Source organism: Gemmatimonadota bacterium (assembly GCA_009692115.1).
Lineage (GTDB): Bacteria > Gemmatimonadota > Gemmatimonadetes > Gemmatimonadales > GWC2-71-9 > SHZU01.
Map to the genome: position 1 here is coordinate 158,168 of SHZU01000005.1, position 25,034 is coordinate 183,201.

24 protein-coding genes and 1 pseudogene are annotated in these 25,034 nt (G+C 65.0%); 17 read left to right on the forward strand and 8 right to left on the reverse strand.

The features are described from left to right. Positions 1 to 31: 31 nt before the first annotated feature. The gene (locus tag EXR94_07920) at positions 32 to 2,239 is read right to left on the reverse strand and encodes a S9 family peptidase (protein ID MSR02650.1); all 2,208 of its coding nucleotides are present in this window, start codon (positions 2,237 to 2,239) and stop codon (positions 32 to 34) included. A gap of 120 nt (positions 2,240 to 2,359) precedes the next feature. Between EXR94_07920 and EXR94_07925 the strand changes: the two genes are divergently transcribed. The 6 genes from EXR94_07925 (at position 2,360) to EXR94_07950 (ending at position 7,951) form a co-directional block, all read left to right on the forward strand. After that, positions 2,360 to 3,181: an S-methyl-5'-thioadenosine phosphorylase gene (locus EXR94_07925; GenBank protein ID MSR02651.1), complete on the forward strand. Its 822-nt coding sequence runs from the start codon at positions 2,360 to 2,362 to the stop codon at positions 3,179 to 3,181. After that, complete coding sequence (locus EXR94_07930; GenBank protein ID MSR02652.1) at positions 3,139 to 3,708, forward strand: adenine phosphoribosyltransferase; 570 nt, start codon at positions 3,139 to 3,141, stop codon at positions 3,706 to 3,708. The genes EXR94_07925 and EXR94_07930 overlap by 43 nt, the downstream gene beginning before the upstream one ends. Further along, positions 3,708 to 4,751 (forward strand): S-methyl-5-thioribose-1-phosphate isomerase, encoded by a 1,044-nt coding sequence (gene mtnA, locus EXR94_07935; GenBank protein MSR02653.1) that lies wholly within the window; start codon positions 3,708 to 3,710, stop codon positions 4,749 to 4,751. The genes EXR94_07930 and mtnA overlap by 1 nt, the downstream gene beginning before the upstream one ends. Further along, entirely contained in the window at positions 4,748 to 5,392 is a 645-nt protein-coding gene (locus EXR94_07940) for a class II aldolase (protein ID MSR02654.1), read from the forward strand. Before mtnA ends, EXR94_07940 begins: the two co-directional genes overlap by 4 nt. A gap of 67 nt (positions 5,393 to 5,459) precedes the next feature. Continuing rightward, entirely contained in the window at positions 5,460 to 6,983 is a 1,524-nt protein-coding gene (locus EXR94_07945; protein ID MSR02655.1) for a D-aminoacylase, read from the forward strand. Then, the gene (locus EXR94_07950) at positions 6,980 to 7,951 is read left to right on the forward strand and encodes a threonine/serine dehydratase (GenBank protein ID MSR02656.1); all 972 of its coding nucleotides are present in this window, start codon (positions 6,980 to 6,982) and stop codon (positions 7,949 to 7,951) included. Before EXR94_07945 ends, EXR94_07950 begins: the two co-directional genes overlap by 4 nt. On the opposite strand, the gene EXR94_07955 is transcribed toward EXR94_07950, so the two are convergent. Continuing rightward, the gene (locus EXR94_07955; protein ID MSR02657.1) at positions 7,926 to 8,273 is read right to left on the reverse strand and encodes a hypothetical protein; all 348 of its coding nucleotides are present in this window, start codon (positions 8,271 to 8,273) and stop codon (positions 7,926 to 7,928) included. The genes EXR94_07950 and EXR94_07955 overlap by 26 nt on opposite strands. A 109-nt stretch (positions 8,274 to 8,382) precedes the next feature. On the opposite strand from EXR94_07955, the gene EXR94_07960 reads away from it, so the two are divergent. The 4 genes from EXR94_07960 to EXR94_07975 all read left to right on the forward strand — a co-directional run bounded on the left by EXR94_07960 (position 8,383) and on the right by EXR94_07975 (position 12,178). Further along, the gene (locus EXR94_07960) at positions 8,383 to 9,366 is read left to right on the forward strand and encodes a pyridoxal-phosphate dependent enzyme (protein ID MSR02658.1); all 984 of its coding nucleotides are present in this window, start codon (positions 8,383 to 8,385) and stop codon (positions 9,364 to 9,366) included. A gap of 200 nt (positions 9,367 to 9,566) precedes the next feature. Further along, complete coding sequence (locus tag EXR94_07965) at positions 9,567 to 10,028, forward strand: GNAT family N-acetyltransferase (protein ID MSR02659.1); 462 nt, start codon at positions 9,567 to 9,569, stop codon at positions 10,026 to 10,028. After that, a complete protein-coding gene (locus EXR94_07970; protein ID MSR02660.1) occupies positions 10,025 to 10,780 on the forward strand; it encodes a class I SAM-dependent methyltransferase in 756 nt (251 codons plus the stop codon). The genes EXR94_07965 and EXR94_07970 overlap by 4 nt, the downstream gene beginning before the upstream one ends. 36 nt (positions 10,781 to 10,816) lie before the next feature. Then, entirely contained in the window at positions 10,817 to 12,178 is a 1,362-nt protein-coding gene (locus EXR94_07975; GenBank protein ID MSR02661.1) for an amidohydrolase, read from the forward strand. Between the two features lies 1 nt (position 12,179). Here the strand turns inward: EXR94_07975 and EXR94_07980 are convergent, their stop codons facing one another. After that, complete coding sequence (locus EXR94_07980; GenBank protein ID MSR02662.1) at positions 12,180 to 13,550, reverse strand: peptidase M28 family protein; 1,371 nt, start codon at positions 13,548 to 13,550, stop codon at positions 12,180 to 12,182. Between the two features lie 150 nt (positions 13,551 to 13,700). On the opposite strand from EXR94_07980, the gene EXR94_07985 reads away from it, so the two are divergent. The 6 genes from EXR94_07985 to EXR94_08010 are packed head-to-tail and all read left to right on the forward strand — an operon-like array spanning position 13,701 to position 19,657. Beyond that, on the forward strand, positions 13,701 to 14,162 hold the full coding sequence (locus tag EXR94_07985; GenBank protein ID MSR02663.1) for a hypothetical protein: 462 nt from the start codon (positions 13,701 to 13,703) through the stop codon (positions 14,160 to 14,162). Between the two features lie 43 nt (positions 14,163 to 14,205). Beyond that, entirely contained in the window at positions 14,206 to 15,120 is a 915-nt protein-coding gene (locus EXR94_07990; protein MSR02664.1) for a serine hydrolase, read from the forward strand. Positions 15,121 to 15,129: 9 nt separating this feature from the next. Beyond that, positions 15,130 to 15,615, forward strand: coding sequence for a DinB family protein (locus EXR94_07995; GenBank protein ID MSR02665.1), 486 nt, complete (start codon positions 15,130 to 15,132; stop codon positions 15,613 to 15,615). A 34-nt stretch (positions 15,616 to 15,649) separates the two neighbouring features. Continuing rightward, positions 15,650 to 17,032 (forward strand): class A beta-lactamase-related serine hydrolase, encoded by a 1,383-nt coding sequence (locus tag EXR94_08000; GenBank protein ID MSR02666.1) that lies wholly within the window; start codon positions 15,650 to 15,652, stop codon positions 17,030 to 17,032. A 7-nt stretch (positions 17,033 to 17,039) separates the two neighbouring features. Then, a complete protein-coding gene (locus tag EXR94_08005) occupies positions 17,040 to 18,416 on the forward strand; it encodes a class A beta-lactamase-related serine hydrolase (protein ID MSR02667.1) in 1,377 nt (458 codons plus the stop codon). Continuing rightward, positions 18,413 to 19,657, forward strand: coding sequence for an amidohydrolase family protein (locus EXR94_08010; protein ID MSR02668.1), 1,245 nt, complete (start codon positions 18,413 to 18,415; stop codon positions 19,655 to 19,657). The genes EXR94_08005 and EXR94_08010 overlap by 4 nt, the downstream gene beginning before the upstream one ends. Here EXR94_08010 and EXR94_08015 read toward each other — a convergent pair whose 3' ends face one another. The 3 genes from EXR94_08015 to EXR94_08025 form a co-directional block, all read right to left on the reverse strand. Next, positions 19,658 to 20,197 (reverse strand): hypothetical protein, encoded by a 540-nt coding sequence (locus EXR94_08015; protein MSR02669.1) that lies wholly within the window; start codon positions 20,195 to 20,197, stop codon positions 19,658 to 19,660. It lies immediately after the preceding gene. Further along, on the reverse strand, positions 20,190 to 20,375 hold the full coding sequence (locus tag EXR94_08020; protein ID MSR02670.1) for a hypothetical protein: 186 nt from the start codon (positions 20,373 to 20,375) through the stop codon (positions 20,190 to 20,192). Before EXR94_08020 ends, EXR94_08015 begins: the two co-directional genes overlap by 8 nt. A 171-nt stretch (positions 20,376 to 20,546) precedes the next feature. Continuing rightward, a complete protein-coding gene (locus EXR94_08025) occupies positions 20,547 to 20,726 on the reverse strand; it encodes a hypothetical protein (GenBank protein MSR02671.1) in 180 nt (59 codons plus the stop codon). A 156-nt stretch (positions 20,727 to 20,882) separates the two neighbouring features. On the opposite strand from EXR94_08025, the gene EXR94_08030 reads away from it, so the two are divergent. After that, positions 20,883 to 24,128: a hypothetical protein gene (locus EXR94_08030; GenBank protein ID MSR02672.1), complete on the forward strand. Its 3,246-nt coding sequence runs from the start codon at positions 20,883 to 20,885 to the stop codon at positions 24,126 to 24,128. A 99-nt stretch (positions 24,129 to 24,227) separates the two neighbouring features. On the opposite strand, the pseudogene EXR94_08035 reads toward EXR94_08030, so the two are convergent. Together EXR94_08035 and EXR94_08040 are read right to left on the reverse strand one after the other, a co-directional pair. Further along, a pseudogene (locus tag EXR94_08035) lies at positions 24,228 to 24,389 on the reverse strand (antibiotic biosynthesis monooxygenase). Beyond that, positions 24,386 to 24,889, reverse strand: coding sequence for a hypothetical protein (locus EXR94_08040; protein MSR02673.1), 504 nt, complete (start codon positions 24,887 to 24,889; stop codon positions 24,386 to 24,388). Before EXR94_08040 ends, EXR94_08035 begins: the two are co-directional and overlap by 4 nt. Positions 24,890 to 25,034 lie beyond the last annotated feature (145 nt).

Here is a 25,034-nt window from a genome sequence, read left to right on the forward strand (position 1 = left end):
ACCTGTTGCTCCAACTGTTTCTCCACAGCCGTTAGGGATTGGCCGCGAGATACTTGTCGTACCACGCCACGATTCGGTGGTGGAAGTCGACAAAATCCGCTGCCGTCGTGGCCGGGGTCCCGTGTCCGCCGTTCATGTAGTTGGCCCACGCCACCGGTTTCCCCAGCCGTCGCAAGGCATAGTACATCTCGCGGGTGTTGTCCGCCGGCACATTGGCGTCGAGCGCACCGGTCATCAGGAGCAAGGGCGTCGCAATCCGATCCGCGAACATGATCGCCGATTGATCGAGGTACTTTTGCGGCTGCTGCCAGAGTGTGGCGCCGATGCGGTCCTGGCTCTTTTCCGCCGCGTGGACGTTCCGGACACCGAGCCGGGGTGAGTCAGTGTAGAAACTGATGAGATCGACCTTGCCGGAAATGTTGATGGCGGCCTTGAATCGCTTGGTCTGGGTGACCAGCAAGTTCGTGGCATAGCCGCCGTAGCTGATGCCTTGGACGCCGAGCCGCGCCGAGTCGGCGATGCCTCGTTCAATCAGCCGATTGGCCGCGGCGGTGACCCCCTTGAGCCACCCCTCGCCCGGGTACCCGGTCTCCAGGCTCACCGACGGCTGCACCACCACGTAGCCCGCCCCGGTCAGCGTGTTGATGATGGACTCATACCGATCGTCGAAGAACGACTCGTAGACATAGAAGATGGTCGGATACGGCTTCCCGGCCTCGAACCCGGGAGGGTAGTAGACCACGCCGAACTGGCGTTTTCCATCAACGTCGAGGTACTCGATGAGCTCGTTTTTCCCAAAGCTCACCGTTCGAAGATCCGGGTTGGTCTCGACCAACCGGGTGGCGTTTCGGAGATCCCCGCTGGCTACGAAGAGATCCGGCGGTCGGCTTCCATCGGCCACCGTGAAGACGCCCCGGCTTCCGTCGCGAGAGAAGCGAGGGGTTCCGTAGCTCCGGCCGTCCGTGATGGTGGGCTCGAGCCGCCCGGTCCGCCGGTCAAACCGCGCGAACCCTCGCTCCCAGGTTTTGCGTGACGCCACGGAGAGCAGCACGGATTGCCGGTCATCGCTCCAGCCGACCACCGCATATCGCGGGGCCATGGTGGCGGAATCCGGCGTGGCCAGAAACATGGTCCGGGCGCCCCCGGTTGTTTCGACGAACCACATCCCCTCGGTGTTGCCGGCAATCAACTCCTGACCGTCGGGACTCAATCGAATCGGGCTGAAGCGCTCCTTCTCTCGGCGGTCGCGGGCCACCTTGGTGGTATCGATCGCAGGCGTCGTCTCCTTGGCTCCCGCGATCTGGCGGGCCGCGGTATCACCGATCGACCCGAGTAGCAGCCGGCCGTCCTTGGCATAGGCAAACCGCCGCCCGTCCCGGGACCAGACCAGGGTGAGGCCCTTGGTTGAGCCGAGGACGGTTGACCGGGCGCCGTCGCGCCGTGAAACCAGCCGACCCTCGGTGCCGAAGATGACGTCGTAGTCGGTCTTCGGGGTAATGTCCTCTTGATAGACCAGACTCGAGTCATCGTCAGCCAGGTGCCACGAGATGATCCCGATTTCGGGGGTGAGTTCCTGGGTGTGCCCAGTTCTGATGTCGATGGCCGCCACGATCCGCACGGACCCCTGGCGACGGAGGTCATCCCAGGCCAAGAACGGCTCGTCGCTCGACTGCACGAACACCGGCCCCGCGGTCATCTCCCGAAAGCGGTCCGCCGTCCGTTTTCGCCAATCCTGGCTTCGAAGCGCGACCAGGAGCCTGGTCCCAGCGCGGTCCCAGCGGAGTTCGCTGTTTTCCGCCACGAATCGGCCGGCGGGAAGTCTCACGGGATTCAACCGGGCGCCGTCCCGGTCCCAGACGACCGGCACGACCTGATCGCCTTCGACCACGAGGATGGCGAGTCGGCGGCCGTCCGGCGACCACGCCACCGCCCTCACGTTTCGGGGTCCGGAAAAGACCCGGCTTTTCGACCCATTGTCGCTATTGATGATCCAGAGTTCCGCGCTCGCGGGCCGAAGGTACGACGGGTCGCCATCGCGGTGGTGATCGACGCCCAACTGATCCCGCCGGCTCGAAGCCGTTGCCGCCACCCAGCGACCATCTTCCGAGACATCCTGCACCGCATACCCCACCACACCAAGCGCAATCTCCGGCGTAAACTGCCGCCCCCCCTGAGCCCACCCCGCCCCCGCCCCCGCCACCCCAACCACCACCAACCCCGCCACCCCAATCCACCGCATACCATCCCCCCCGTTGTGCGCTGAGTGCCGAGGTTACAATTGAAGCGTAAACGGCCAAACGCACAACCGAACCAGGAGAACCGGGTGATCGGAATCATCGGGGGCAGCGGGCTGTATCAGATGGACGGGTGGGAGGGGGCCGCCTGGCAACGGGTCACCACCCCGTGGGGTGATCCCTCCGATGAGCTGCTGGTGGGAACCCTGGGCGGCCAAGCCGCGGCGTTTCTGCCTCGTCACGGCCGGGGCCATCGAATTCCGCCTTCAGATCTTAATTTTCGCGCGAACATCGCCGCGCTGAAACAACTGGGCGTTTCCGATGTGCTGAGCCTCTCGGCGGTCGGGTCGCTGCGTGAGGACCTGCCGCCCGGAACGTTCGTGGTGGTCGACCAGTTCGTCGACCGAACCTTTGCCCGCGCCAAGAGTTTCTTTGGCCCCGGGCTGGTGGCCCACGTGTCGGTGGCCGATCCCGTCTGTCGCCGACTCGGCGATCTGATCGCCGGCGCCGCCCAGCACCTGAACCTGGCCACGGTCCGGGGCGGGACCTACCTCGCGATGGAAGGTCCCCAGTTTTCTACCAAAGCGGAATCCGCCCTCTATCGGTCCTGGGGCATGAGCGTCATCGGGATGACCAACATGCCGGAGGCCAAGCTCGCCCGTGAGGCCGAGCTTTGTTATGCGACGATCGCGATGGTCACCGACTACGATTGCTGGCATCCCGACCACGCCCATGTCACGGTCGATCAGGTTGTCGGGGTGGTGCTTCGAAATGCCGCTGCCGCCCAGCAGCTGATTCGGACGGTGGCGCCCCGGCTGACCGACCGGCCAACCCCCTGTCCGTGCGGTTGCGATCGGGCCCTCGACTCGGCGGTGATGACGGCACCCGGTGCGCGGGATCCCAGATTGGTCCAACAACTCCGCGGCATCGCGGGGCGGGTACTGTGAAAGATCTCAAGGCTTTGGTCCGCTCGATTCCCGACTATCCCAAACCCGGGATTCTGTTTCGGGATATCACCACCCTGATGGCTGACGGACCGGCATTCCGCGAGCTCGTGGACCGGTTCACCTCCCGGTATCGCAACGAGCGGATCGACCGAGTGGCGGGGATCGAGGCCCGCGGGTTCATCCTGGGTGGCGCGGTGGCCGAGCGATTGGGTGCCGGGTTCGTGCCGATCCGAAAGAAGGGGAAGCTGCCTTCGGCCACGATTGGCCGCGACTACCAGCTCGAGTACGGGACGGACCGGGTTGAAATCCACCGCGATGCGGTCGGGACGGGGCAGCGGGTCATGCTGATTGACGATCTGATCGCGACCGGCGGCACCGCGCTCGCGGGCCTGTCGCTGCTCGGACAGCTCGGCGCGACGGTGGTCGAGGCCTGCTTTGCGATCGATCTTCCGGAACTGGGCGGGCGCCGCCGGCTCGAAGCGGTTGGCTGCAAGACCTACTGCGTGATGGAGTTCGAGGGCCACTGATGCGGGTCGGCGACCGCTGGTACCGAACGATCTGGGTTGAGGACGACGGCTGGACCGTGGCGGTCATCGATCAGACCGCCTTGCCCGGAACACTGGTCATTGCGCGGCTGCAGTCGCTCGACGACGTGGCCGATGCGATTTGCCGGATGCGGGTCCGTGGCGCGCCGCTGATCGGGGTGGCCGCCGCCTACGGCGTTGCCTTGGCCCTGCGAACCGACCCCAGTGACGCCGGGCTGTCGCGGGCCGTCGCAACGTTAGGCATGACTCGGCCGACCGCGATCAACCTCCAGTGGGCGCTCGACCGAGTGGTCGGCCATTTGGAGGCGTTGTCGCCCGCTGACCGGCCGCAGGCCGGCTCCGACTACGCCGCTCGCTTGGCCGATGACGACGCGGCCACCTGCCGGGCGATTGGTGAGCACGGCGAGCCGTTGCTTCGCGCCCTCTTTGAGCAGAACGGCCGGACTCGACCGGTCAATGTCTTGACCCACTGCAACGCCGGGTGGCTCGCGACGGTGGATTGGGGCACCGCGCTGGCGCCGATCTACCTGGCCCACGATCGAGGCGTCCCGCTCCATGTCTGGGTCGACGAGACCCGGCCCCGAAACCAGGGCCTCCTGACGGCCTGGGAACTGGCCGGTCACGGGGTGCCCTGCACGGTCATTGCCGACAACGCGGGCGGCCACCTGATGCGAACCGGCCAAGTCGACTGCTGCCTGGTCGGGACCGACCGGACCACCCGTCAGGGCGATGTTGCCAACAAGATCGGGACCTACCTCAAAGCGCTGGCCGCCGCCGACACCGGGACTCCTTTCTACGTCGCGGCCCCGTCCTCGAGCATCGACTGGACGTTGACCAAGGGCAGCGACATTCCGATCGAGGAACGATCCGGAGCGGAGCTTGGCCATGGGCCCGGCGTTTCGGTAGCCAATCCAGCCTTCGACGTGACGCCGGCGCGTTTGGTCACCGGGCTGCTGACCGAACGCGGCCTTGCCGAACCATCGCTCGAGGGCCTGGCCCGACTTTTTCCGGAGGGCAGCCGATGACCGATGAAGCTGAACGGAACCTGGTGGTCGCGGCGGCCCGTCGGACCGCCACGCTTGGCCTGACGCACGGCACCTCCGGGAATGTGAGTTGCCGCACCCCCGATGGGATGTTGATCACTCCGTCCGGCATCTCCTACGACGGCCTCGAGTCCGCTGATGTGGTCGCCATGGCGCTCGACGGTACGATCGCCCCCGGCGGGCGTCGTCGTCCGTCGAGCGAGTGGCGGATCCATGCCCGACTCTATCAGGCCCGGCCCGACGCCGGGGCGGTGGTCCACGGGCACTCTCCAGCGGCCTCGGCCGTTGCCTGTCTTGGCCGCGGGCTGCCGTCGTTCCACTACATGATCGCGATCGCGGGCGGTGACTCGGTGCCGGGTACCGGCTACGCCCTCTTCGGCACCGAGGCCTTGGCGGCCTTGGCCGCCGCGGCGATGCGGGATCGTTGGGCCTGCCTGCTGGCCCATCACGGATTGTTGGCCGCGGGAACGACCCTCGACCACGCGATGGCGGTGGCGGCAGAGGTCGAGTTCCTGGCCGACCTATACCTCCGGCTTCTGCCACTCGGCGAGCCGGCCCGGCTCGATCCCGAGCAGATGCGGGCCGTGATCGACCGGTTCCGGTCCTATGGCCAACCGGGCTGAGGCCCCCTTGCCCCCAGGCTGCTTTCACGGCAACATTGCCGCTTCCTCTCCCAATCCGGGTCGAACCATGGGTTCATGCCGTGCCGCCTTCGCGGCGGTTGTCCTGTTGTCTGCGTGTCAAACGGCCTCAGGGCCGAGCGGCACGATGATCATCAACGTGCGGATTGTCGACGGAACGGGGTCCCCCGCCGCGTCCGGTGCGGTCCGGATCGTGGGCGACACAATCGTGGCGGTTGGCGCGGTCACGCCGGCCCCGGGCGATTCGGTTATCGATGGCCAAGGCATGGTGCTCGCACCCGGGTTCATCGATACCCACAGTCATCATGATTGGGGTCTGCTGAAGACGCCCGATGCCTTGGGGGCGGTAAGCCAGGGTATCACGACCATTGTGGCCGGTAACGACGGCGGTCATCCAATGCCCCTCGCTGCAACCTTCGACACCCTGGTCAAGGCTGGTTCCTCGATCAACGTGGCGTTCTACGCCGGACATGGCAGCATTCGCTCCGCGGTCATGGGCGAGAACTTCAAGCGTCACGCCAGCTCCACGGAAGTCGATTCAATGGCGGTGCTGCTCGGGCAGGAACTCGACGCCGGCGCCCTCGGCTTGTCGAGCGGGCTTGAGTACGACCCCGGCATCAACTCGGACCGGGCCGAGGTGCTGACGCTTGCCAAGGTTGCCGCCAGAGCAGGCGGACGATACATCAGCCATATCCGGAGCGAGGATCGGTGGTTCTGGGACGCCATCGATGAGATCATCACGATCGGCCGGGATGCCAAACTCCCGGTGCAAATCAGCCATATGAAGCTGGCCATGGTCCCACTCTGGGGAAAAACCGACAGCTTGTTCGGGCTCTTGGACGCCGCCCGGGCCAGCGGCATCGACATTACGGCCGACGTGTATCCGTACACCTATTGGCAGTCCACCCTGCAGGTTCTCTTTCCGAAGCGGGATTTCGCGAACCGGGCCGAGGCCAACAAGATTCTCAAGGAAATCTCGACGCCCGAGGGGCTCTTGATCGGCGACTTCGAAGCCAATCCGGCCTACAAAGGCAAGACGGTGGCTGAGATCTCGAAACTCCGGAACGAAGATCCGGCGCACACGTTGATGGGCCTGATTCGGGAAGCCATGGTCTGGGAAAAGGCTCACCCGGGTCAAGGCGGCGAGAGCGTCGTGGCCACCAGCATGGATGAAGGCGACATCGGCAAGCTCTTGGCGTGGGACCATACCAATGTGTGTTCCGATGGCGCGCTCGACGGCGCCCATCCGCGGGGATTCGGCGCCTTTCCGCGGGTGTTAGGCAAGTACGTTCGGGAGCAAAAGGTCATGCCGCTCGAAGTGGCGGTCAAGAAGATGACCAGTCTGGCGGCGGCGCATGTTGGGCTCACACGCCGGGGAACGATTGCGCCCGGCCAGTTTGCCGACTTGGTTCTGTTCGACCCGGCCACGGTCGGCGACCGGGCCACGCCGGCCGAGCCGCACCTGGTGTCGACCGGCATCGCCCGAGTCTGGATCAACGGCCTTCCGGTCTGGCAGGACGGCAAGACGGTGGCGAGCCGGGCCGGACGAATGCTCAAACGACAGGCCCAATGAACCTCGTCGATCGGATCGAGGCCGCCGAGTCGCGGATCCGGGCTCAGGTTCGGGAAACGCCGCTGGTGCTGTGTCCGAGTCTCTCGGCGGAGACCGGTGGGCGGGTATTCCTGAAACTCGAGAATCAGCAGCTCACCGGTTCGTTCAAAGTGCGTGGTGCGCTCAACAAGATGTTGTCGCTCTCGGCTGACGAGCGGGCCCGGGGTGTGGTCACGGCGTCGAGCGGCAACCACGGCGTGGCGGTCGCGTATGCCGGGAAGTTGGCGGGCGTGGTGCCGATGGTATACCTGGCGGACAACGCCGCGCCGTCCAAGGTGGCCAAGATTCTGAAGTTGGGCGCCCGGATCGAGATCTTCGGCAATGACTCCGGGTTGTCGGAGGTCGAGGCCCGGCGGGTCAGTGAACGAACCGGTCAGGTCTACCTGTCACCCTACAACGACTGGGACGTCGTGGCGGGGCAGGGCACCATCGGCATCGAGTTGCTCCGGCAGTGCCCCTCGCTCAGCGCGGTGGTCGTGTCGGTCGGGGGTGGTGGGTTGATCGGTGGTATCGCGACGTGGCTCAAAGCCCATCGTCCCGAATTCTTGGTCCTCGGCTCATCGCCGAAGAACTCATGCGTCATGGCCGAGTCGGTGGCTCGAGGCGAGATTCTTGACTTGCCCTCGCTCCCGACCTTATCGGACGGAACCGCGGGAGGCGTCGAGGCCGGTGCCTTGACGTTTGACCTCTGCCGTGACTTGGTGGATCAGTACGATCTGCCCGAGGAATCGGACATCGTGGCAGCCCTCCGGCTCTTGTTCGAGGAGGAGCGTCTGGTGGTGGAGGGGGCGGCGGCCGTGGCGGTGGCTACCTTGCGACGACATCCCGACCGAGTGGCCGGTCGAGATGTCGCCGTGGTCCTCTGCGGCGGTAACATTGGTGCTGAGGTGTGGTGCCGGGCGGTCACGCCGGGGGAATCCGGAGCGTGACTTGGTCGCCGGGGCTCACCATGATCTCATCGGACACCGGGGCCCGGGCGCTCCCGATCGGATCGGCTTGAAACCGAATCGACGTCAGGCTCCGAACCAAGTACTTCGGCAACGTGAACTTGGCCTGGCTGTTCCCGCCGGCCAAACCGAGCCGCACCCGTCGTCCACCTTCGAGCACGTAGATCGTCATGTCGGGGAACGACTGGTTGTCCACGATGAGGAGCGTCGGCGCGTTGGGGTCAACGTCGGTTTCAACCCGGTTGCGGTTGCACCCTGTCGTTCCGAGGGTGGTGATGGCGACCAACGCCAGCGATAACGTCATGTTCATACGGCCTCCCATGTCCTTCGCGTCTCCGGCCCAACCGTAGTGCGCACCCCACCGACACCGGATCGGGCCCGCTCCCCTGATCGGCGTTCTTTTCACGAGGTGAATGGTGACTGAAGCACCCCCGACTCTGCAAGTGATCGCCGCGGCCGCGGCCCGGATGGCGCCGTACATCCGGGAAACCCCGGTGTGGGATTGGCAGGACGACCTGGTGTCGGCGACGCTCAAACTCGAGCTGTTCCAGCATTCGGGAACCTTCAAGGCCCGGGGCGCGATCAACAACGTGTTGTCCCTCACGGACGACCAGCGGAGGCGCGGGGTGACGGCGGTCAGCGCGGGGAATCATGCCGCCGCGGTGGCCTATGCGGCCCACACGCTGGGTACCACCGCGAAGGTCGTGATGCCGAAGACCGCGAGCCCCGCCCGGATCGCGATCTGCCGCCGGCTCGGTGCCGAAATCGTGCTGGCCGCCGACGTTCATGAGGCGTTTGTGCTGGTCAAGGAGGTCGAATCAGCGGAGGGTCGGACCTTCGTCCACCCCTTCGAGGGACCGACCACCGCCACCGGTACCGCCACGGTCGGACTCGAGTTCCTCCGGCAGGCCGATGATCTCGAGGCGATCGTGATTCCGATCGGCGGCGGCGGATTGATCGGGGGCATGGCCGCCGCAATCAAACAAATCCGGCCTGACTGCCTCGTGTACGGGGTCGAACCGTCCGGCAATGATGTGATCAAACGAAGCGTGGCCTCAGGCGTTCCAGAAACTAGCCCGAACCCGAATAGCATTGCCGACAGCCTGAGCCCGCCGTTCGCGTTGCCGTATAGTCTGAGCCTGGTACAGCGGTTTGTCGACGACATCGTGTTGGTGAGCGACGACGATCTGACGGAAGCCATGTACCTGCTGTTTGAACGAATGAAACTCGCGGTGGAGCCGGCCGGCGCCGCCACGACGGCCGCCGCCCTGGGTCCGCTCCGGGAGCGCCTTCGCGGGAAGCGAACCGGCCTGCTGATCTGTGGCGCGAATATCGACGCCACCCGCTTCGCCGAGTACCTGCAGCGGGGCGCGGCTCGATGGAGCACCCGGGAGTAGGGGTGGTGACGACGTGATCGTCATGGTCCTATACCTGGTGTTGGTCGGGGGACTCTTGGTGCTGCTGATGGCGTCGCTCAGTGCGCTCCGGGAGGCCATTCGACAGCGGGCCCGTTGGCAGGGCATCGGGCTGGCGATTGGCCTCGCGCTCGCGTCCCTGCTTGGTATTTGGGCTATCCTCATTTGAAGCAGGGTCAGTGATGAGCGCATCAGCGGTAGTCCGCCAGGCCACGCCCGATGATCTCGAGCCGGTGGCGCACCTGTTCGACCAGTACCGGCAGTTCTACCGCCGAACCTCCGATCTGGCCGCGGCCCGCGCGTTCATCGAGAGCCGGCTCCAGAACGGCGACTCGATCATCTTCGTGATCCAGGCCGAACCGGCCGGAGCCCTCGTCGGATTTACCCAACTCTATCCGCTGTTCGCCTCGCTTTCGATTGGCCGGGCCTTCGTTCTGAACGACCTCTTCGTCAGTCCGGTGGCCCGGGGGTTGGGCCTGGGCCGCCATCTCTTGGAACGGGCCGCCGAGTATGGCCGGGATACCGGCGCCCGCTATCTCGAGCTGTCGACCGAGACCACCAACGCGGCAGCTCAGCGACTGTATGAAAAACTGGGTTGGGTCCGCGAAACCTCGTTCTACCACTATTCGTTGGACCTGGGGTGACCGGTAACGCCTTTCAAGACCATTTCTCGGCCCGCGCCGCGGGGTACGCCCTGTTTCGGCCATCGTACCCCGCGGCGCTGTTCCGGTGGTTGGCCGACTCGTGCCCCGCTCGCTCGGTGGCCTGGGACTGTGGCACGGGCAGCGGGCAGGCCGCCCTCGGCCTGGCTCCCTACTTTGACCGGATCGTGGCCACCGACGCGAGTGCCTCGCAACTCGAGCACGCCAAGGCGGCACCAAACGTCGAGTATCGAGTGGCGCCGGCCGAGTCGTCAGGCCTCGACGACCGGAGCGTCGATCTCGTGAGTGTGGCCCAGGCGCTCCATTGGTTCGACCGCCCCCGATTCTTCGCGGAAGTGGGACGGGTGCTTCGCCCAGGCGGCTTGCTGGCGTGCTGGATGTACAACGTCATGGCGGTGAGCGAGGCGGTCGACCGGGTGGTGGCCCACCTCTATACTGATGTCGTCGGCCCCTTTTGGCCCGGCGACCGTGTCCTGATCGACCAAGACTATCGGAGCCTCATGATACCCTTCGCGGAATTCGAACCGCCGAGTTTCCAAATGGCGGAGCAATGGTCGTTCGAGCACGTGGTCGGCTACCTTCGGACGTGGTCCGCCGTGACCCGGTATCGCCAAGCGAAGGGCCACGACCCGGTCGGCTTGATTGAAGCCGACTTGCTGGCGGCCTGGGGCGATCCCGCCCAGATCCGGCCGATTCGCTTTCCGTTGACGCTCCGGGTTGCCCGGCCCGCGTAACCCGGTTGCCGTTCTCGCCCACTCATTGAGGCTGTCATGTTGCTAACCGCCGTCCTTGCGCTATGCACTGGTCCGAGTCCGATGGCCGTACCACCGCAGCCCCCGCGCCGGTTCGCGTTCGTCAACGTTTCGGTGGTGCCGATGGACCGAGACTGGGTCCTGTCGGGGCAGACCGTCGTCGTCGAGGGCGACCGGATTACGGCGGTCGGCGCGACCGGCTCGGTGGCCGTTCCCGCCGATGCGGTCCGGATCGAGGGCCGCGGCAAGTTTCTGATCCCGGGTCTCGCGGAAATGCATGCGCACATCCCCCCTGGGCGACAGGTGGCCGACTCGACGATCGAGCGGGTGCTGGCGTTGTTTGCGCTGAACGGTGTCACCACCGTCCGCGGCATGCTAGGCGACCCGCGCCATCTGCCGCTTCGCGATCGGGCGGCCCGGGGCGAGTTGCTGAGTCCGACGATCTATTCATCGAGTCCGTCGGTCAACGGCAACACGATGCGGACCCCGGCCGCCGCCGCCGACTCCGTGACGACGTACCGGCTGGCAGGCTACGACTTCCTCAAGATTCATCCGGGGCTCTCGCGGGAGGTCTTCGACACGATCGCGGCCACGGCTACACGGGTCGGGATTCGGTTTGCCGGCCATGTGCCCCTCGAGGTCGGGATCGAGCGGGCGATCGAGGCCGGCTACTGGTCGGTGGATCACTTCGACGGCGTGATGGAAGGGCTAGTGCCGGCTACCCGGCCTTTTACCACGGCGGAGGATGGTTTCTTTGGGCTTGGCTTGATTGACCGGGCCGACGAACGACGAATTCCCGTCTTGGCCGTCAAAGCCAAGGCAGCCGGGGTGTGGGTCGTGCCGACCGAAACCCTGATGCGGCATATCGTCGGCAACTACACGGTCGATGAAATGCGGGCCTGGCCGGAACTCAAGTACATGACGGCTGCTGAAGTGGCGGGCTGGGTTCGGACCACCGCGGCGATGCGAGGTGATACGACGGTGTCGGCCGCATCCAAAGCCCGCTACCTCGCGTTCCGAAACAAGTTGATCAAGGAATTCCACCGGGCCGGCGTCGGTTTCCTGCTCGGGTCCGACGCACCGCAGGTGTGGAATGTGCCTGGCTTCTCGTTGCGCCGAGAGCTCCGCTATCTGGTCGATGCCGGTCTGACGCCGTTCCAAGCGCTCGAATCCGGCACCCGGAATGTGGCCGTCTACTTCGGAACCGAGGCGGCGACCGGTACGATCGCGGCCGGGAAACGAGCGGACCTGGTCCTGCTCGACGGGAATCCGCTCCAGGACATTGCCAATGTCGGCCGCCAGAGCGGGGTCATGGTCCGGGGCCGGTGGCTCGACCAGGCCGAGATCGCCCGCCGCCTCAAGGCGATCGAAGTCAGGTAGCCTAGCGGGGCAGGCGTTCCTCGAGGTCGGCCACGACGAAGGCCATGACGGCCATGGCGGCGACGTTCATGGCCACTTCGCGCGGGTCGAGTTTGTCGACGTTGTCGGCTTCGGTGTGGTGATACCAGAAGTACTTGGTCTCATCCACATTGTGACCCATGCCGGGAACACCTAACGCCATGATCGGGCCGATGTCGGCCCCGCCGCCGGCGGGTCCGATTGAATCGGCGCCGACCCGCTTCAGCAAGGGCGACATCCGCTTGAGGATGGCCCGGGCCGCCTCCGAGCCGGTAAACCCGAACCCGGTGGGCCGGAACACTCCGCCGTCCGACTCGATGGCCAGAATGTGATTGGCCAATTCGCTCTGGTGGGCATCCCGGTACCCGGCGCCCCCGCGGCCGCCATTTTCTTCATTGGTCCAGCCCACCACCCGGATCGTCCGCCGGGGCCGAAGTCCGAGCTGTTTCATGAGCCGGATGGCTTCCCACGCAATGACCACCCCGCCGATGTCATCCATGGCCCCGGTTCCGACGTCCCAGGAGTCGGTGTGGCCGCCCATCACAATGATCTCGTCCGGCTTTTCAGACCCGCGAATTTCGCCGATCACGTTCTTGGATGGTGAATCCGGCAGGATGGCGGCGGCCATCTCCACTTTGACCACGACCTTCTCGCCCCGGTTCCTGATCCGGTGAATCATCGACGCGTCTTCCGCCGTGATGGCGAAGTGCGGGATCTTGGTGACCGCGGCGTCGTACCGCATGCCGCCGGTGTGGGGCGTCCGCATCCCGAACGGTCCCACCGAGCGAATCATGCTGGCAACCGCGCCGGCCTTGGCCGCCTCGACCGCGCCGCCGCCGCGGTACTGCACGGTGGCGCCGTAATTGGTGAACAGCACATCGAACAACACGATCTTTCCCCGGGCCTCGGCGGCTCGGGCTTTCAGGTCGTCGAAACTGGTGACGACCATGACCTCCGCCGTGATCCCGCCGGCCGGAGTGCCAATGCTCCCGCCGAGCCCGAGCATCGGGAGCTGACCGAAGCGGGGCTGCAGCATGGCCGCGCTTTCCCGGCCTCGGACCCAGCGGGGCACCATGACCGGTTCGCCCCGGACATTTTCGAGTCCATCCGCCTTCATCCGCTCGAGGATCCAGTCGTGGGCCTGTTCCAGGGCCGCCGAGCCGGAGATCCGGTGGCCGAACCGGTCGGCCAGCTCGGCGATCTTATGCCAGGCGGCGCTATCGGCGAGGGCGGCCGAGGTCAGCCGGTCGGCGACGGCCTGATAGCGGGTGACGATCGGGTCGGGTTGGGCGTCCGCCGCGATCAGGGAGAACGAGAAGAGAGCCAGGACGGCAAGGCGGATCGACGGCGACATAGGCCCGTGGTCTGGTGGTTGAGGTTCGGAAGTCTAGCGCTGCCCGCCGGGCATCTCTAGTATCCGGCACCCCGTGGAACCGAGTGTGTTGGTATGGTCACCGATCTGGCGTTGGCTCTTGCTCTCGCAATGGGACGTGGCGGTACTCCGATGGACCAACAGATCCCGATCTACCGGAACCACAACTATCGGCAGCGGGTCGACACCTTGGGGGTCGAAGCCTTCGTCCCGTCCCCGGCCGGCCGGGTATGGGAGGTGTTGCCGGCGGTGCTCACGGATCTTGGCTTGGAGATCAACTTTCGGGAGCCCACCATCAAACGGATCGGCAGCTGCTACCAGAAACCCCGGGTCCGGCTCGGGACGGAAGCGTTGTCCACGTTCGTCGACTGCGGCGACAGCCGCGGCCTCCCGAACGCCGATCGGTACGAAATGGCGCTTACCGTTCTCGTCACGGTTGTTCCGACGTCTCCGACGACGACGAAGATCTTCACCCTCTTGCTCGGCGTCGGCCTCGAATCCTCGGGTACTGCAAGCAGTAGAATCTGGGGCTTTTCCCGCGGGGTCCTCGAAGAACGAATTCGGACCAGGCTGGAGCAGCAGACCCGAACCTGACCGGTGTTTGCAGAGAGCCGGGACTCGCGCTACTCTCTAGTGCATGTCAACTTGGATACCGCCTGAAATGACCCGCTTGCTTGGTCTGGTTTGTTGGATTGCCGTGACTCATGGCGATTTCGTCGTGGCGCAGTCGGGCGCCAAGCTCGACCTCTATTGGCGGAAACTCGGGGCGGACATTGCCAAGGTCGAGAACGGGTTCGATGGCGTGATGGGCGTGGCGGTGAAGGACCTGACCGACGGCCGGACCTACCTTCTCAACGCTACCGAGCCGATGCCGACGGCCAGCATGATCAAGATTGCGGTGCTCGCGGAACTGTTCCGGCAGAACCGGCTCGACGAGCGGTATGTGGTCGACCGAAAGGATGGGCTGCCCGGCGACGACATCCTCTCCCGGCTGACCCCAGGCGTTACCTCGCTGACCCTTCGAGACGTAGCTGTGCTGATGGTGGCGGTCAGCGACAACTCCGCTACCAACGTCCTGATCGACCGGCTCTCGATGGCCGCGGTAAACCGGTTGCTCGACACCCTGGGCCTCACCACCACCCGTTTGAATCGCCGGATGTTGGATCTCGATGCCGCCCGGGCCGGCCGGGAGAACGTGGCCACGCCGCTCGAAATGGTTGGCCTTCTCGAGGCGATTCATACCGGCCGAGCGTTCCCGGTGGAACGGCTGCCGGGGTTTCTCAAAATCCTCGGCATGCACAAGCAGGGTTACCTCAATGCCTGGCTTCCCGAAGGCACGCCGATGGCCAACAAGCCGGGGTGGCTCGATGGCGTTCGGACCGATGCCGCCCTTGGCCTCCTCCCCAAGCGGCCCTATGCGGTGGCGGTCATGGCGACGTACGCCCCGATCGACCGGTCGGCCGACACGGCCATCGCGACCATCGGGAAGTTGGTTCACGAGTTCTTCGACCGGCTCGGGCGTTCGTCGCCCCTTGGCCGGCAGCTGCCATAGCGGACGTTGATGCGGCCCACGCTAGCGCCCCTGGCCGATCTGTTTCGGCTCAACACCAAGTTGTTTCGGAACACCTTGGTGGGTCTTGACGAGGTTGACGCCACCGCGCGCCCGAACGAGCACACCAACAGTGCCGCCTTTATCGGCGGCCACTTGGTCGAAACCCGCGCCTGGATGGGCCGGTTTCTTGGTCTCGACACCCAGGCGCCGTTCGGCGGCGTCCTCGAGCATGCGGCCGGCCTCGACCAACTTGCGGACCTTCCCAAACTGACGGCAATCCGGCCGGAGTGGGAGGCGCTAAGCGAAGCGGTGTCGGTCCGCCTCGAGGAGTTGACCGAGGCGCAGTTGTCCAGTCCGGGCACCCAGAAGTTTCCCGGGGTCGCGCCGACACTCTTGGGCGGCATCGGCTTTTTGTTGCAGCACGAGTCCTATCACATTGGACAGTTAGCGTATCTGCGGAAGTATCTCGGGCTCCCGCCGATGTCGTATCGGTAGCGGCCCGATCATCCTACAGGGAAAGGCAAGGATAATGGGGCGGAATCAGATCGCAGTGGCGGGACTTCTCGTGATGGCGGCGTGTGGCGGCGCCAAGACGGCCACCGCGCCGTCGGGCAATGCTAAACGGCAGGCGTTGGTGACCGAGATCGATTGGATCATCAGCGAGCCGATCGCGGCCGGCAAGGTAGCCGGTGCGTCGATTGCGATCGTCAAGGGCCGGGACACGATTGCGGTGCAGGGCTTCGGCAAGGCCAACCTCGAGCTGGATGTGCCGACCAAAGCCCATGCCACCTACGAGATCGGCTCGGTGACCAAGCAGTTTACCGGCGCGGCGATCATGCAACTGGTGGAGCAGGGCAAGATCAGCCTCGACGATGACATGTCGAAGTATTTGCCCGACTACAACGCCCAAGGCCGAAAGATCACGGTCGAACGGCTCCTTGACCACACCTCGGGAATCAAGGGCTACACCGAGATTCCCGAGTTCCGAACTCTCGGGGCGTTCAAGTATCCTCGGGACACGTTGGTCCAAATCTTCAGCAAGAAGCCGTTCGATTTCGAGCCGGGCCAAGAGCAGATCTACAACAACTCAGCGTTCTTCTTGGCCGGTCTGATCATCGAAAAGGTCAGCGGGATGTCGTACGAGGACTACGTCCAGAAGAACCTATTTGACAAAGCCGGCATGAAGGACGCCCACTACTGCAGCGAAACCAAGATCATCAAGGGCAAGGTCACCGGCTACGACGCAGACTCCGCGGGTCTGGTCCAGAAGGCGCCGATCAGCCACCAGTGGCCCTACGCGGCCGGCTCCCTCTGCTCCTCGGCGATCGACCTGGTGGCGTGGAACGAGGCGCTGCACCAAAAGGGCACGATTCTCGGTGCGGCGGCCTATCAGGAGTTCATTACTCCCGAGACCCTCACCGACGGCTCGGTGCTCGGATACACCAAAGGCATTGCGATCACTCCGCGGATTGGCCGCAAGGCCCTGCACCACGGTGGCGGAATCCCCGGATTCCTGTCATCGAACAACTATTTCCCCGACGATTCCTTGAGCGTCGTCGTGCTCTTCAACGGCAGCGGGGCCAGCCCGGACGAATACGCCATGAAGATCGCAGAGTTGGTACTGGGCAAGCTGGCCGATCAGGCCAAGCCGATGGACGGCGATGCAGCCCGGTTTGCCGCCGTCTATGTCGGGCGCGGGCGGGGCCGGCCGATGGAGATGACCATCGCGGTGGCCGACGGCAAAGTGACGGCCAAGACGCCGTTCGGTGGAAAGCCCGCCACCCTGACCTACATCGGCAACAACAGGTTCCTGATGGGGGAGGCCCACGTGATCTTCAGCGAGCAGGGCGGGAAGATCGCCACGCTCCGGATCGACTCGGGCTTTGGCAACAACGTTTTGAACCGGAAGTAGCGGCGCGATGCGATCTTTCGGTGCGCTCTTCGTCGCCGGCGTGTTGCTTGCGCCGGCGGTTCTTCCGGCCCAAACCCGCTCCCGGGCCGACATGGTCCGGGCCATCGATTCGTTGGCCTTGGCCCCGATCCAGCGGGGCCAGATCGCCGGGATCTCGGTGGCGGTGGTCAAAGGCCGGGACACGATCCTGATCAAGGGCTACGGCAGCGCCGATGTGGAGCTCGAGGTGCCGACGCCGGCCAACGCGGTCTACGAAATCGGCTCGGTCACCAAGCAGTTCACCACCGCCGCGTTGCTTCAGTTGGTGGAGCAGGGCAAGCTGGCGCTCGATGACGACATTACCAAGTACTTGCCGAACTATCCGTCCCGCGGCAATGCCATTTCGATTCGCCGGATCCTCGATCACACCTCGGGAATCAGGAGCTACACCGAAATTGCCGAAGCCCGTGGGGCAATGAAGAACCCGATTAGTAAGGATTCGCTGACGGCGCTGTTCGGCGGCAAAGGCTTTGATTTCGCGCCAGGGACGAATTTGGTCTACAACAACTCGGCGTTCTTCCTCGCCGGTCTGATTGTCGAGAAAGTGAGCGGCCAGTCGTACGCTGACTACGTCCAGGCCCACATCTTCGATCGGTTGGGGATGTCGAACTCGAAGTACTGCAGTGAGTCGGCCCTGATGAAGCGCAAGGTGCATGGCTACGGCTTTGCCGGGTCGGGATTGGTCAAGGCGTTCCAGCAGGACCATAGTTGGCCCTATGCCGCCGGGTCGCTCTGCTCGACGGCCGGCGATCTGATCACCTGGCTCAGGGCCCTCCACACCACCGACAAAGTGATCAGCCGGTCCTCGTACCAGGAGATGATCACGCCGGGAACCCTGAACGACGGGTATCGGGTCCGCTACGCCAAGGGCATCGTGGCTGGCGAAGAGGACGGCCGCCGGATGATCTCCCATGGCGGCGGTATCAGCGGGTTCGTCTCGGAAACCCGGTACTACCCGGATGAGGATCTCTATGTCGTGGTGCTGATCAACACGGGCGGACCAGTGAGCGCACCGGATGGCGCCAAGGGTATTGCCCAGATCGTGTTAGGCCCAGGCAAGGGGCTCAAAGGTCAGCCCTTCGCGGGCGACCTCAACCAGATCGCCGGCAAATATCGCGGCGTGGGCCGGGGGTCTCCGATGGAGCTCACGTTGGCGGTCGATAGTGGTGTTCTCAAAGCTCGGCAGGTGAACCAAACCGCGGGCCGAGCCCTGACCTACATCGGAAACGACACCTTCCAGGGGCCCGGGTCTGACCGCTACTCGATCATCCGTGACGGCGGAAAGGTCGCCGCGATTCGGGTGGATCTCGTGTCGGTCGTGTCGATGACCCGGCGAGTCGAATGACCCGCCGGCTGATGGCCGGAGTGATGGCGGTCGTCGTCCCGGCCTTGTTGTTCGCGCAGGGCCGGAATCCGGACGGGAGCTTGGTTCAGCCCGACGTGGCTCTGACCAACGCCAACGTCGTCGATGTGCGGTCCGGGGCCATTCGGCGCGCGGTCACGGTCCTGGTCAGAGCGGGCCGGATTGTGACGGTGGGCGCCGTCGACATCGGGGCTGGGATGACGGTCGTCGATCTGCGGGGCAAGTACGTGGTGCCCGGCTTGATGGATGCTCACACCCATCTCGACAACCTGGCCGCGGCCCGGCGGGCCCTCGAGACCGGGGTCACCACCGTTCGAAGCGCCAGTGTTGGATCGTTCCGGGACGTGGCGCTCCGAGAGATGTCGAAGGCCGGGTTCATTGCCGGCCCCGACGTGCTGGCGGCCGGCCTGTTCGTGTCGCCCAATCTCGAAGACGCGATCCTGTCCGACCCGTCGTTAGGTAATCTGATCGTCGGGGTCACGACCACTGACCGGCTCCGCCAGTTGGTCCGGGCCAACCTGGCCCATGGGGTCGACGTGATCAAAACTCGGGGTACCGAACGGGCCGGCCGGCCCGAGACCGACCCGCGCCAACAGACCTACACCGAGGCCGAGTTGCGCGCCGTCGTGGATGAAGCGGCAACGAAGAACGTCCCGGTGTTGGCCCATGCCCATGGCGATGAAGGGGCGTACGCCGCGGTGAAGGCGGGGGTCCGGAGTATCGAACACGGGACCTACCTGTCCGATTCGACGTTGGCGTTAATGAAGGCCCGGGGCACCTATCTCGTCGCCACGTATTCAACTCTGGTGGACTTGGTGGAACCCGGGGGCGACTACGACGATCCGGTGACCAAGGCCCGCGGCATGTACATGATGCCGCGGATGGAAGAGACCTTCAAGAAGGCCCACGGGCTCGGCATCAAGATGGTGACCGGCGCCGATGTCAGCTACACGCCGCTGAGCATCACCCGGGTGTCCCACGAGGTGACCAATTTCGTGAAGCTGGGCATGACGCCGCTCGAAGCGCTTCGGTCGGCGACGATCACGGCGGCCGAGCTGTTCCGAATCGAGAAGAAGACCGGGGCCATCGAGCCGGGGCTCGAGGCCGACCTGATCGTGGTCGAGGACAATCCGCTCGAGGTGGTGAGGACGTTGCAGGACGTGTTGTTCGTGATGAGCAACGGCCGGATTGCGGTCGACCGGCTTCGCTTTGGCAAAACCTGATCAGAGCGTTGGACGGAAGGACAGGCCCAGCGAGCGGCGTTCGCAACCTCGACCTCGGTATCTTAGGGCCGTATCCACCGCCAAGTCCAAGGAGCCACCGATGCGCCTTGCCGCCACTTTGCTCATGACCGTGATGGTTGCCGGGTCCCCCCTCGCGGGGCAAACCCGCCAGCTGGCGACATTGGCACCGACGCCGAGCGCCAGAGTGAGGCCGGTGGCCAGGGCAAACCCGGGCTCCCGGATCAGGCGCCGAATTGCGTGACGAACATCGCTGGCAAACATCTGGAAAGGCTCCCGGGGTTTCAGGGTGGTGGGGGGCGCGGGACGGGACCGATCGAACGCCGCCAGTCGCCAGCAGTCGAGCACGAGCCAGGCCACGGCCAGCCGATATCTGAACCGGAGCAGCACGGCCTGGCGGCGGTTGGTGGCCCGGGCCAGGCCGGACACGTGGTCGATCCACAGATCGCGCCAGGCCGGCTCGAACCAAGCGGCCGCCCGTCTGGTCACCAGGTGAAACGGCATGGTTGGCTCGTTAGGCATTGGACCACCGCCTCGAGCCGGCGGCCGCGACCGCCTCATGAAAGGCCCGGGTCTGTTCCCAGGCCCGGGTGCCGGCCGGGGTGATCCGGTACCGGCGTTCGGTGACCGCCTGGTCGCCGACCCGGATCTGTTCGTACCACCCTTCGATCAGATGATCCCGTTCGAGGCGGGCCAACATCTAATAGAACGCGGCCGCCGATCGCCGGACGCCGAAATAGCCGGCCTCGTCGCGAATTTCACGGCCGGGGCGTTCCCGGAGCCGGAGGAGTCCGAGGGCGAGGTACTGGAGATGGGAAACTTTGGGGAGCCGAGGCGGTCGATCCGACATAATGCGACCTTTTTTACGATTCTACGCCAGACGGAACAATCCCCGAGAAGGTTTCAGCGTCCGTCCCGATTTGTACGCCGCGTCGCCGGAGATTTCCTGACTCAAGATCCGAGTCTTGACCGGATCGAGCAGCGCCAGACTTTGGGCGGACACCTGGGTAGTGGCCGCGATCAAGAACAAGAACGATGGGACGAGGTGCATGGACTGTCGGGATGGGGGCGCCTCCAGTAAGCATCGGGCAGGCTCTCGCTGTAATGGCGGTCACCGATCAGTCTGCCAGGGAGAATTGATCGGGGTTGTTGGGCTCGCTGAAGCACCGTATGCTCGGGAAAAGAAACCACCGTCCGGAGTCCTTATATGCGAATCGACAAATTCTTGTTGGTCGGGCTTATCCTTGCGTTCGGTGGGCCGCTGCTCGAGCTCTCGGCTCAAGAACCCAAGCGCTGGAGCGTCGAGACCCCGACCGGCCCTACCCGGCCGCTCGCCTTCGACGCAACGGAAGGCACTTGGATGAGCCTTGCGGTCTCGCCCGACGGACGTTTCATGGCCTTCGATCTCCTCGGGAGTATTTACGAGATTCCAATCGTCGGCGGGACCGCGCGGCGCTTGACCGAGGGCCGGTCCTGGAACCTGTTCCCTCGCTACAGTCCCGACGGCCGACTGATTGCTTTCTCCTCCGATCGCTCCGGGAGTCACAACATCTGGGTCATGGATCGCCAGGGCGCCGGACTCCGCAACGTCGCCCCATCCGTCGAGAACATCTATAAGCCGAGTTGGTCGCCGGATGGCCGCCGGATCTTTGCGGGGACCGCGGGTGATGGGGTTCCGAACCAACTGGTCGCATTTACGCTGGCGGGTGGCCGGCAAACGCTGCTCCAAAACAGCGGGTCAGTCAACGGGGCCGGATCCGAACCGTTGGGTGCTGGTCTCATCTTTGAACGGAGTGTCCGGCCCGTCTATCCCTTTGGCTTCAACCCCTACGTGACCCCGCTGGGCGGCGTCCGGATCGACCGGTACGACCAAGCCACCGCCGAGGTCACGACCGTGGTTGAACGGCCCGGTGGTGCCTTCGCGGCAGCGCTCTCGCCGAATGGACGGATGCTGGCGTATATCAACCGGGATATCGACGACGTCCGCTTGATCGTCCACGACCTGGTCACCCGTGCTGAGCGAGTTCTCCTCCGGCGGCTCGACCGGGATCGCCAGGACAGCGGGTCGGACTACGGTCCGTATCCGACGATGGCCTGGCACCCCGATGGTAGCCAGCTCTTCCTTGGCCGAGGCGGGAAGCTCATCGCGATCGAGGTGGCGACCACAAAGGTGACTGAGATTCCGTTCCGCGCCCCCGTCGAGCGCCAGATGTCGGAGACGATCCGGTTCAAGGCCGATGAACCCAGCGGTCGGACCACCACCCGCACCCACCGCTTCGGGAGCCGGACCTCCCAAGGCATCCTCTTCGAAGCCCTCGGCGACCTCTGGCTCGAGGACGCCGCCGGGGTCCGTCGCAACCTGACTCAATCTGATGCCCACGAGACGAGCCCGGTCCTCGATCCCAAAACCGGGGCGCTCTACTACGCCTCGTGGACCGACGACAGCCTCGGCGCGATCTACCGGTCGGCAACCCTCGGCGGCTCTACCGAACGCCTCACGTCGATACCGGCCCAGTATGGGAGCCTTGCCGTGTCGCCCGATGGAGTGACCCTCGCCTACGTTCGGGGTGCGGGCGGGGTCGAGCGCGGTCTCTGGCTCTCGAACGAAACCGATTTCGAACTGATCGTTCGCGCCCCGACCGGCGTCGAGCGGCGGGTGGCCGGGATTTCGGGCCAGCCGCTCGAGTATGCCAACATCGCGGGCAAGATTCCGCCCAGCGTCCAGTTCGGGCCGACCGGTCAGACGCTCTACTTCACCGAATTTGAGCGCGATACCCTGGTGCTCAAGCGAATCGGCGTCAACGGTGCCGGCGAGACCGTGCTGTTCCGGTTTCCGAATGCCGTCGCGGCGGTGCCGTCGCCGGATCTCACTTGGATTGCGGTGCGGGAGTATCAGCGCAGCTTCATCACGCCCTTTGCCGACGCCGGCCAGCCGGTCTCGGTCTCTCTGTTCGACAAGACCGGCTTCTCAGTCCGGGTCGATCCGGAGGACGGCGGCTACCTCACCTGGTCCCCGGACGGCCGGACCCTCGGCTGGACTCGCGGCACCGGCTTCTACGAAAAGGACGTCGACCGGATCGAGGCCGAGGCGAGGAGCCCGGTAATCGTGCCCGTGGGTGGGTCGTGGACCGGTCCCCGGGTGCCCGGATCGACGGCACGCCGGACCGAGACGGCCATCGAGTTCGCGATCGACGCGCCGAGCGGCGCGGTGGCGCTGACCGGGGTTCGGTTGGTCACCATGAATCCGAAGCGCGAGGTCCTCGAAGGCGCCACGATCCTGATCCAGGGCAGCCGGATTGCCGCGATCGGGAAGCGGGTGGCCATTCCGGCCGGGGCCAAGGTCTTTGACCTCGGTGGCCGGACCGTCATTCCCGGGTTGGTGGATGCTCATGCCCATCCCCACATCGAACATTCGTCGCTGCACGTCATCGAACAGCGGCCGACCTATCTCTCGGGTCCGCTCGCCTATGGCGTCACCACCGTCTTCGAGATTTACGGCAACGAGTATCGCGACGGCTGGATCAGCGACATGCTCCGCGCCGGCAAGATGACCGGGCCCCGGTTCTTCACGACCGGCTCGGTCATCTACGGCCAGCGCCGCGGCAGCCGGCTTCGGATGTACCGGCCGATTGAAACGCTCGACGACGCCCGCGAGCAGCTCCGTTGGAACAAGGATCATGGAGCCACCGCGGTGAAAGACTATGCCCAGGACACTCGCCTTCGCCGCCATCTCGTCATCACGGCCGCGCGCGAGTTGGGTTTGAACGTGGTGTCCGAGTCGAGCTCCGATCCGCAAATGAACTTCACCCAGTTGATGGATGGCGTGACGGGGATCGAGCACTCGATGGGGCTGGCGCCGTTCTACGACGATGTGATTCGCTACTGGGGCGGGACCTCAGCGGGAATGACACCCACCCTGCTCGTCGTCTACAACGGCAAGATGGGCGAGGGCTGGTATCACCAAGGGAGAAAACTTTGGGAAGACGCCAAGCTCACCCGGTTCATTGCACCCGAACAGCTGATGCGGATCCGGAATCCAACCCATCTCTGGCCGGAAGACATGTTCGCGTGGACGATGGCGGCTGAGATCAGGAAACTCTTCGCGGCCGGAACCTCACTCCAAATGGGGGCCCACGGCCAGATGTTCGGGCTCGACGCGCACTGGGAAATGGACCTGATGGCCAAGGGCGGATTTACGCCGGCCCAGGTGCTCGAGATCGCCACGATCCGAGGGGCGGCGTATCACGGCCTCGATGGTCAGATTGGGTCCCTCGAGGTCGGCAAGCTGGCCGATCTCGTGGTCCTCGACGCGAACCCGTTGGTCGACATTGGGAACGCCCAGAAGATCCGCTACGTGATGAAGAACGGAATTCTCTATGCCGGTACCGATGCCGCGCGGGTCTGGCCCGGACCCCGGCCGGCCGGCAAGCCGTACTTCCTCGGGAGGCAATGAGGGTTCTCGCAACCCGGTCTCCGTCGCCTCGCCCCGTCAGGGCGCGGTCCAGGTCGTTGGATGGAGTTGTCCGGTCGGCCCGGAGTACGCCCGCTCGCCCCGGGCGGTCTCGATCCCGAGAACCCCGGGTTGGGTGGCCGCGAGACTGGCCATACGCTCGGCCATCGCAGCGTACCCGTTGTTGCCGGGGGTTCGGCGAGAGGCGAAGATTACGGCGTAGTAGTGGGGCGGGATGTTTGGGGCAAAGGCCGGATCGGTCATTCTGCGCTCGGTCCCGGTTTCTTCTGGGCCGAACCCATCCACTCCGCAATGACGTGGGGCTCGGAGGAGCCTTCGACCTCGATGGTCACCGCGAACCTGAGAACCGCGCGCGATCCCCGATCCTCGACCGCCATCAGCCGCCGGCGGGCCCGGATCGGCTTGCCGACCGGGACCGGCCGAATGAACCGAATCTTGTCGAACCCGTAGTTGAGCACATACTCGACACCGTCGAGCGGTTCGTCAGCTGGATGCCGGGTGAACCAGGTCAGATTTGCAAGCAGGAGGAAGCCCTGCACGATAGTGCCACCGAACGGCGTATTGGCTTTCGACCACGCGACATCGTCGTGAAACGGGTCCGCATCGCCGGTGAGGGCCGAGTAGGTGTCGACCATCTCTTGGGTAATGACCCGCCAATCGGACAGGACCTCCCGGCCGATGTCTTGTTTCAGTTGCTGCAGGGTTGCCACGGGTACGCCCTCCTCGGAGCTTGAGGTCAAGATAGCGTTGGATCAGGAGAGCGGCCACCGTCCTGGCACGAAACCAGCCGGGCCCTCGTAGGGTGCTCAGGCTCGAACCCAATCCATCCATTGTCAGCGAGATCTGGATGACAGAGACGTTAGGCGCTCGATCGACGCCGTTGTGGCC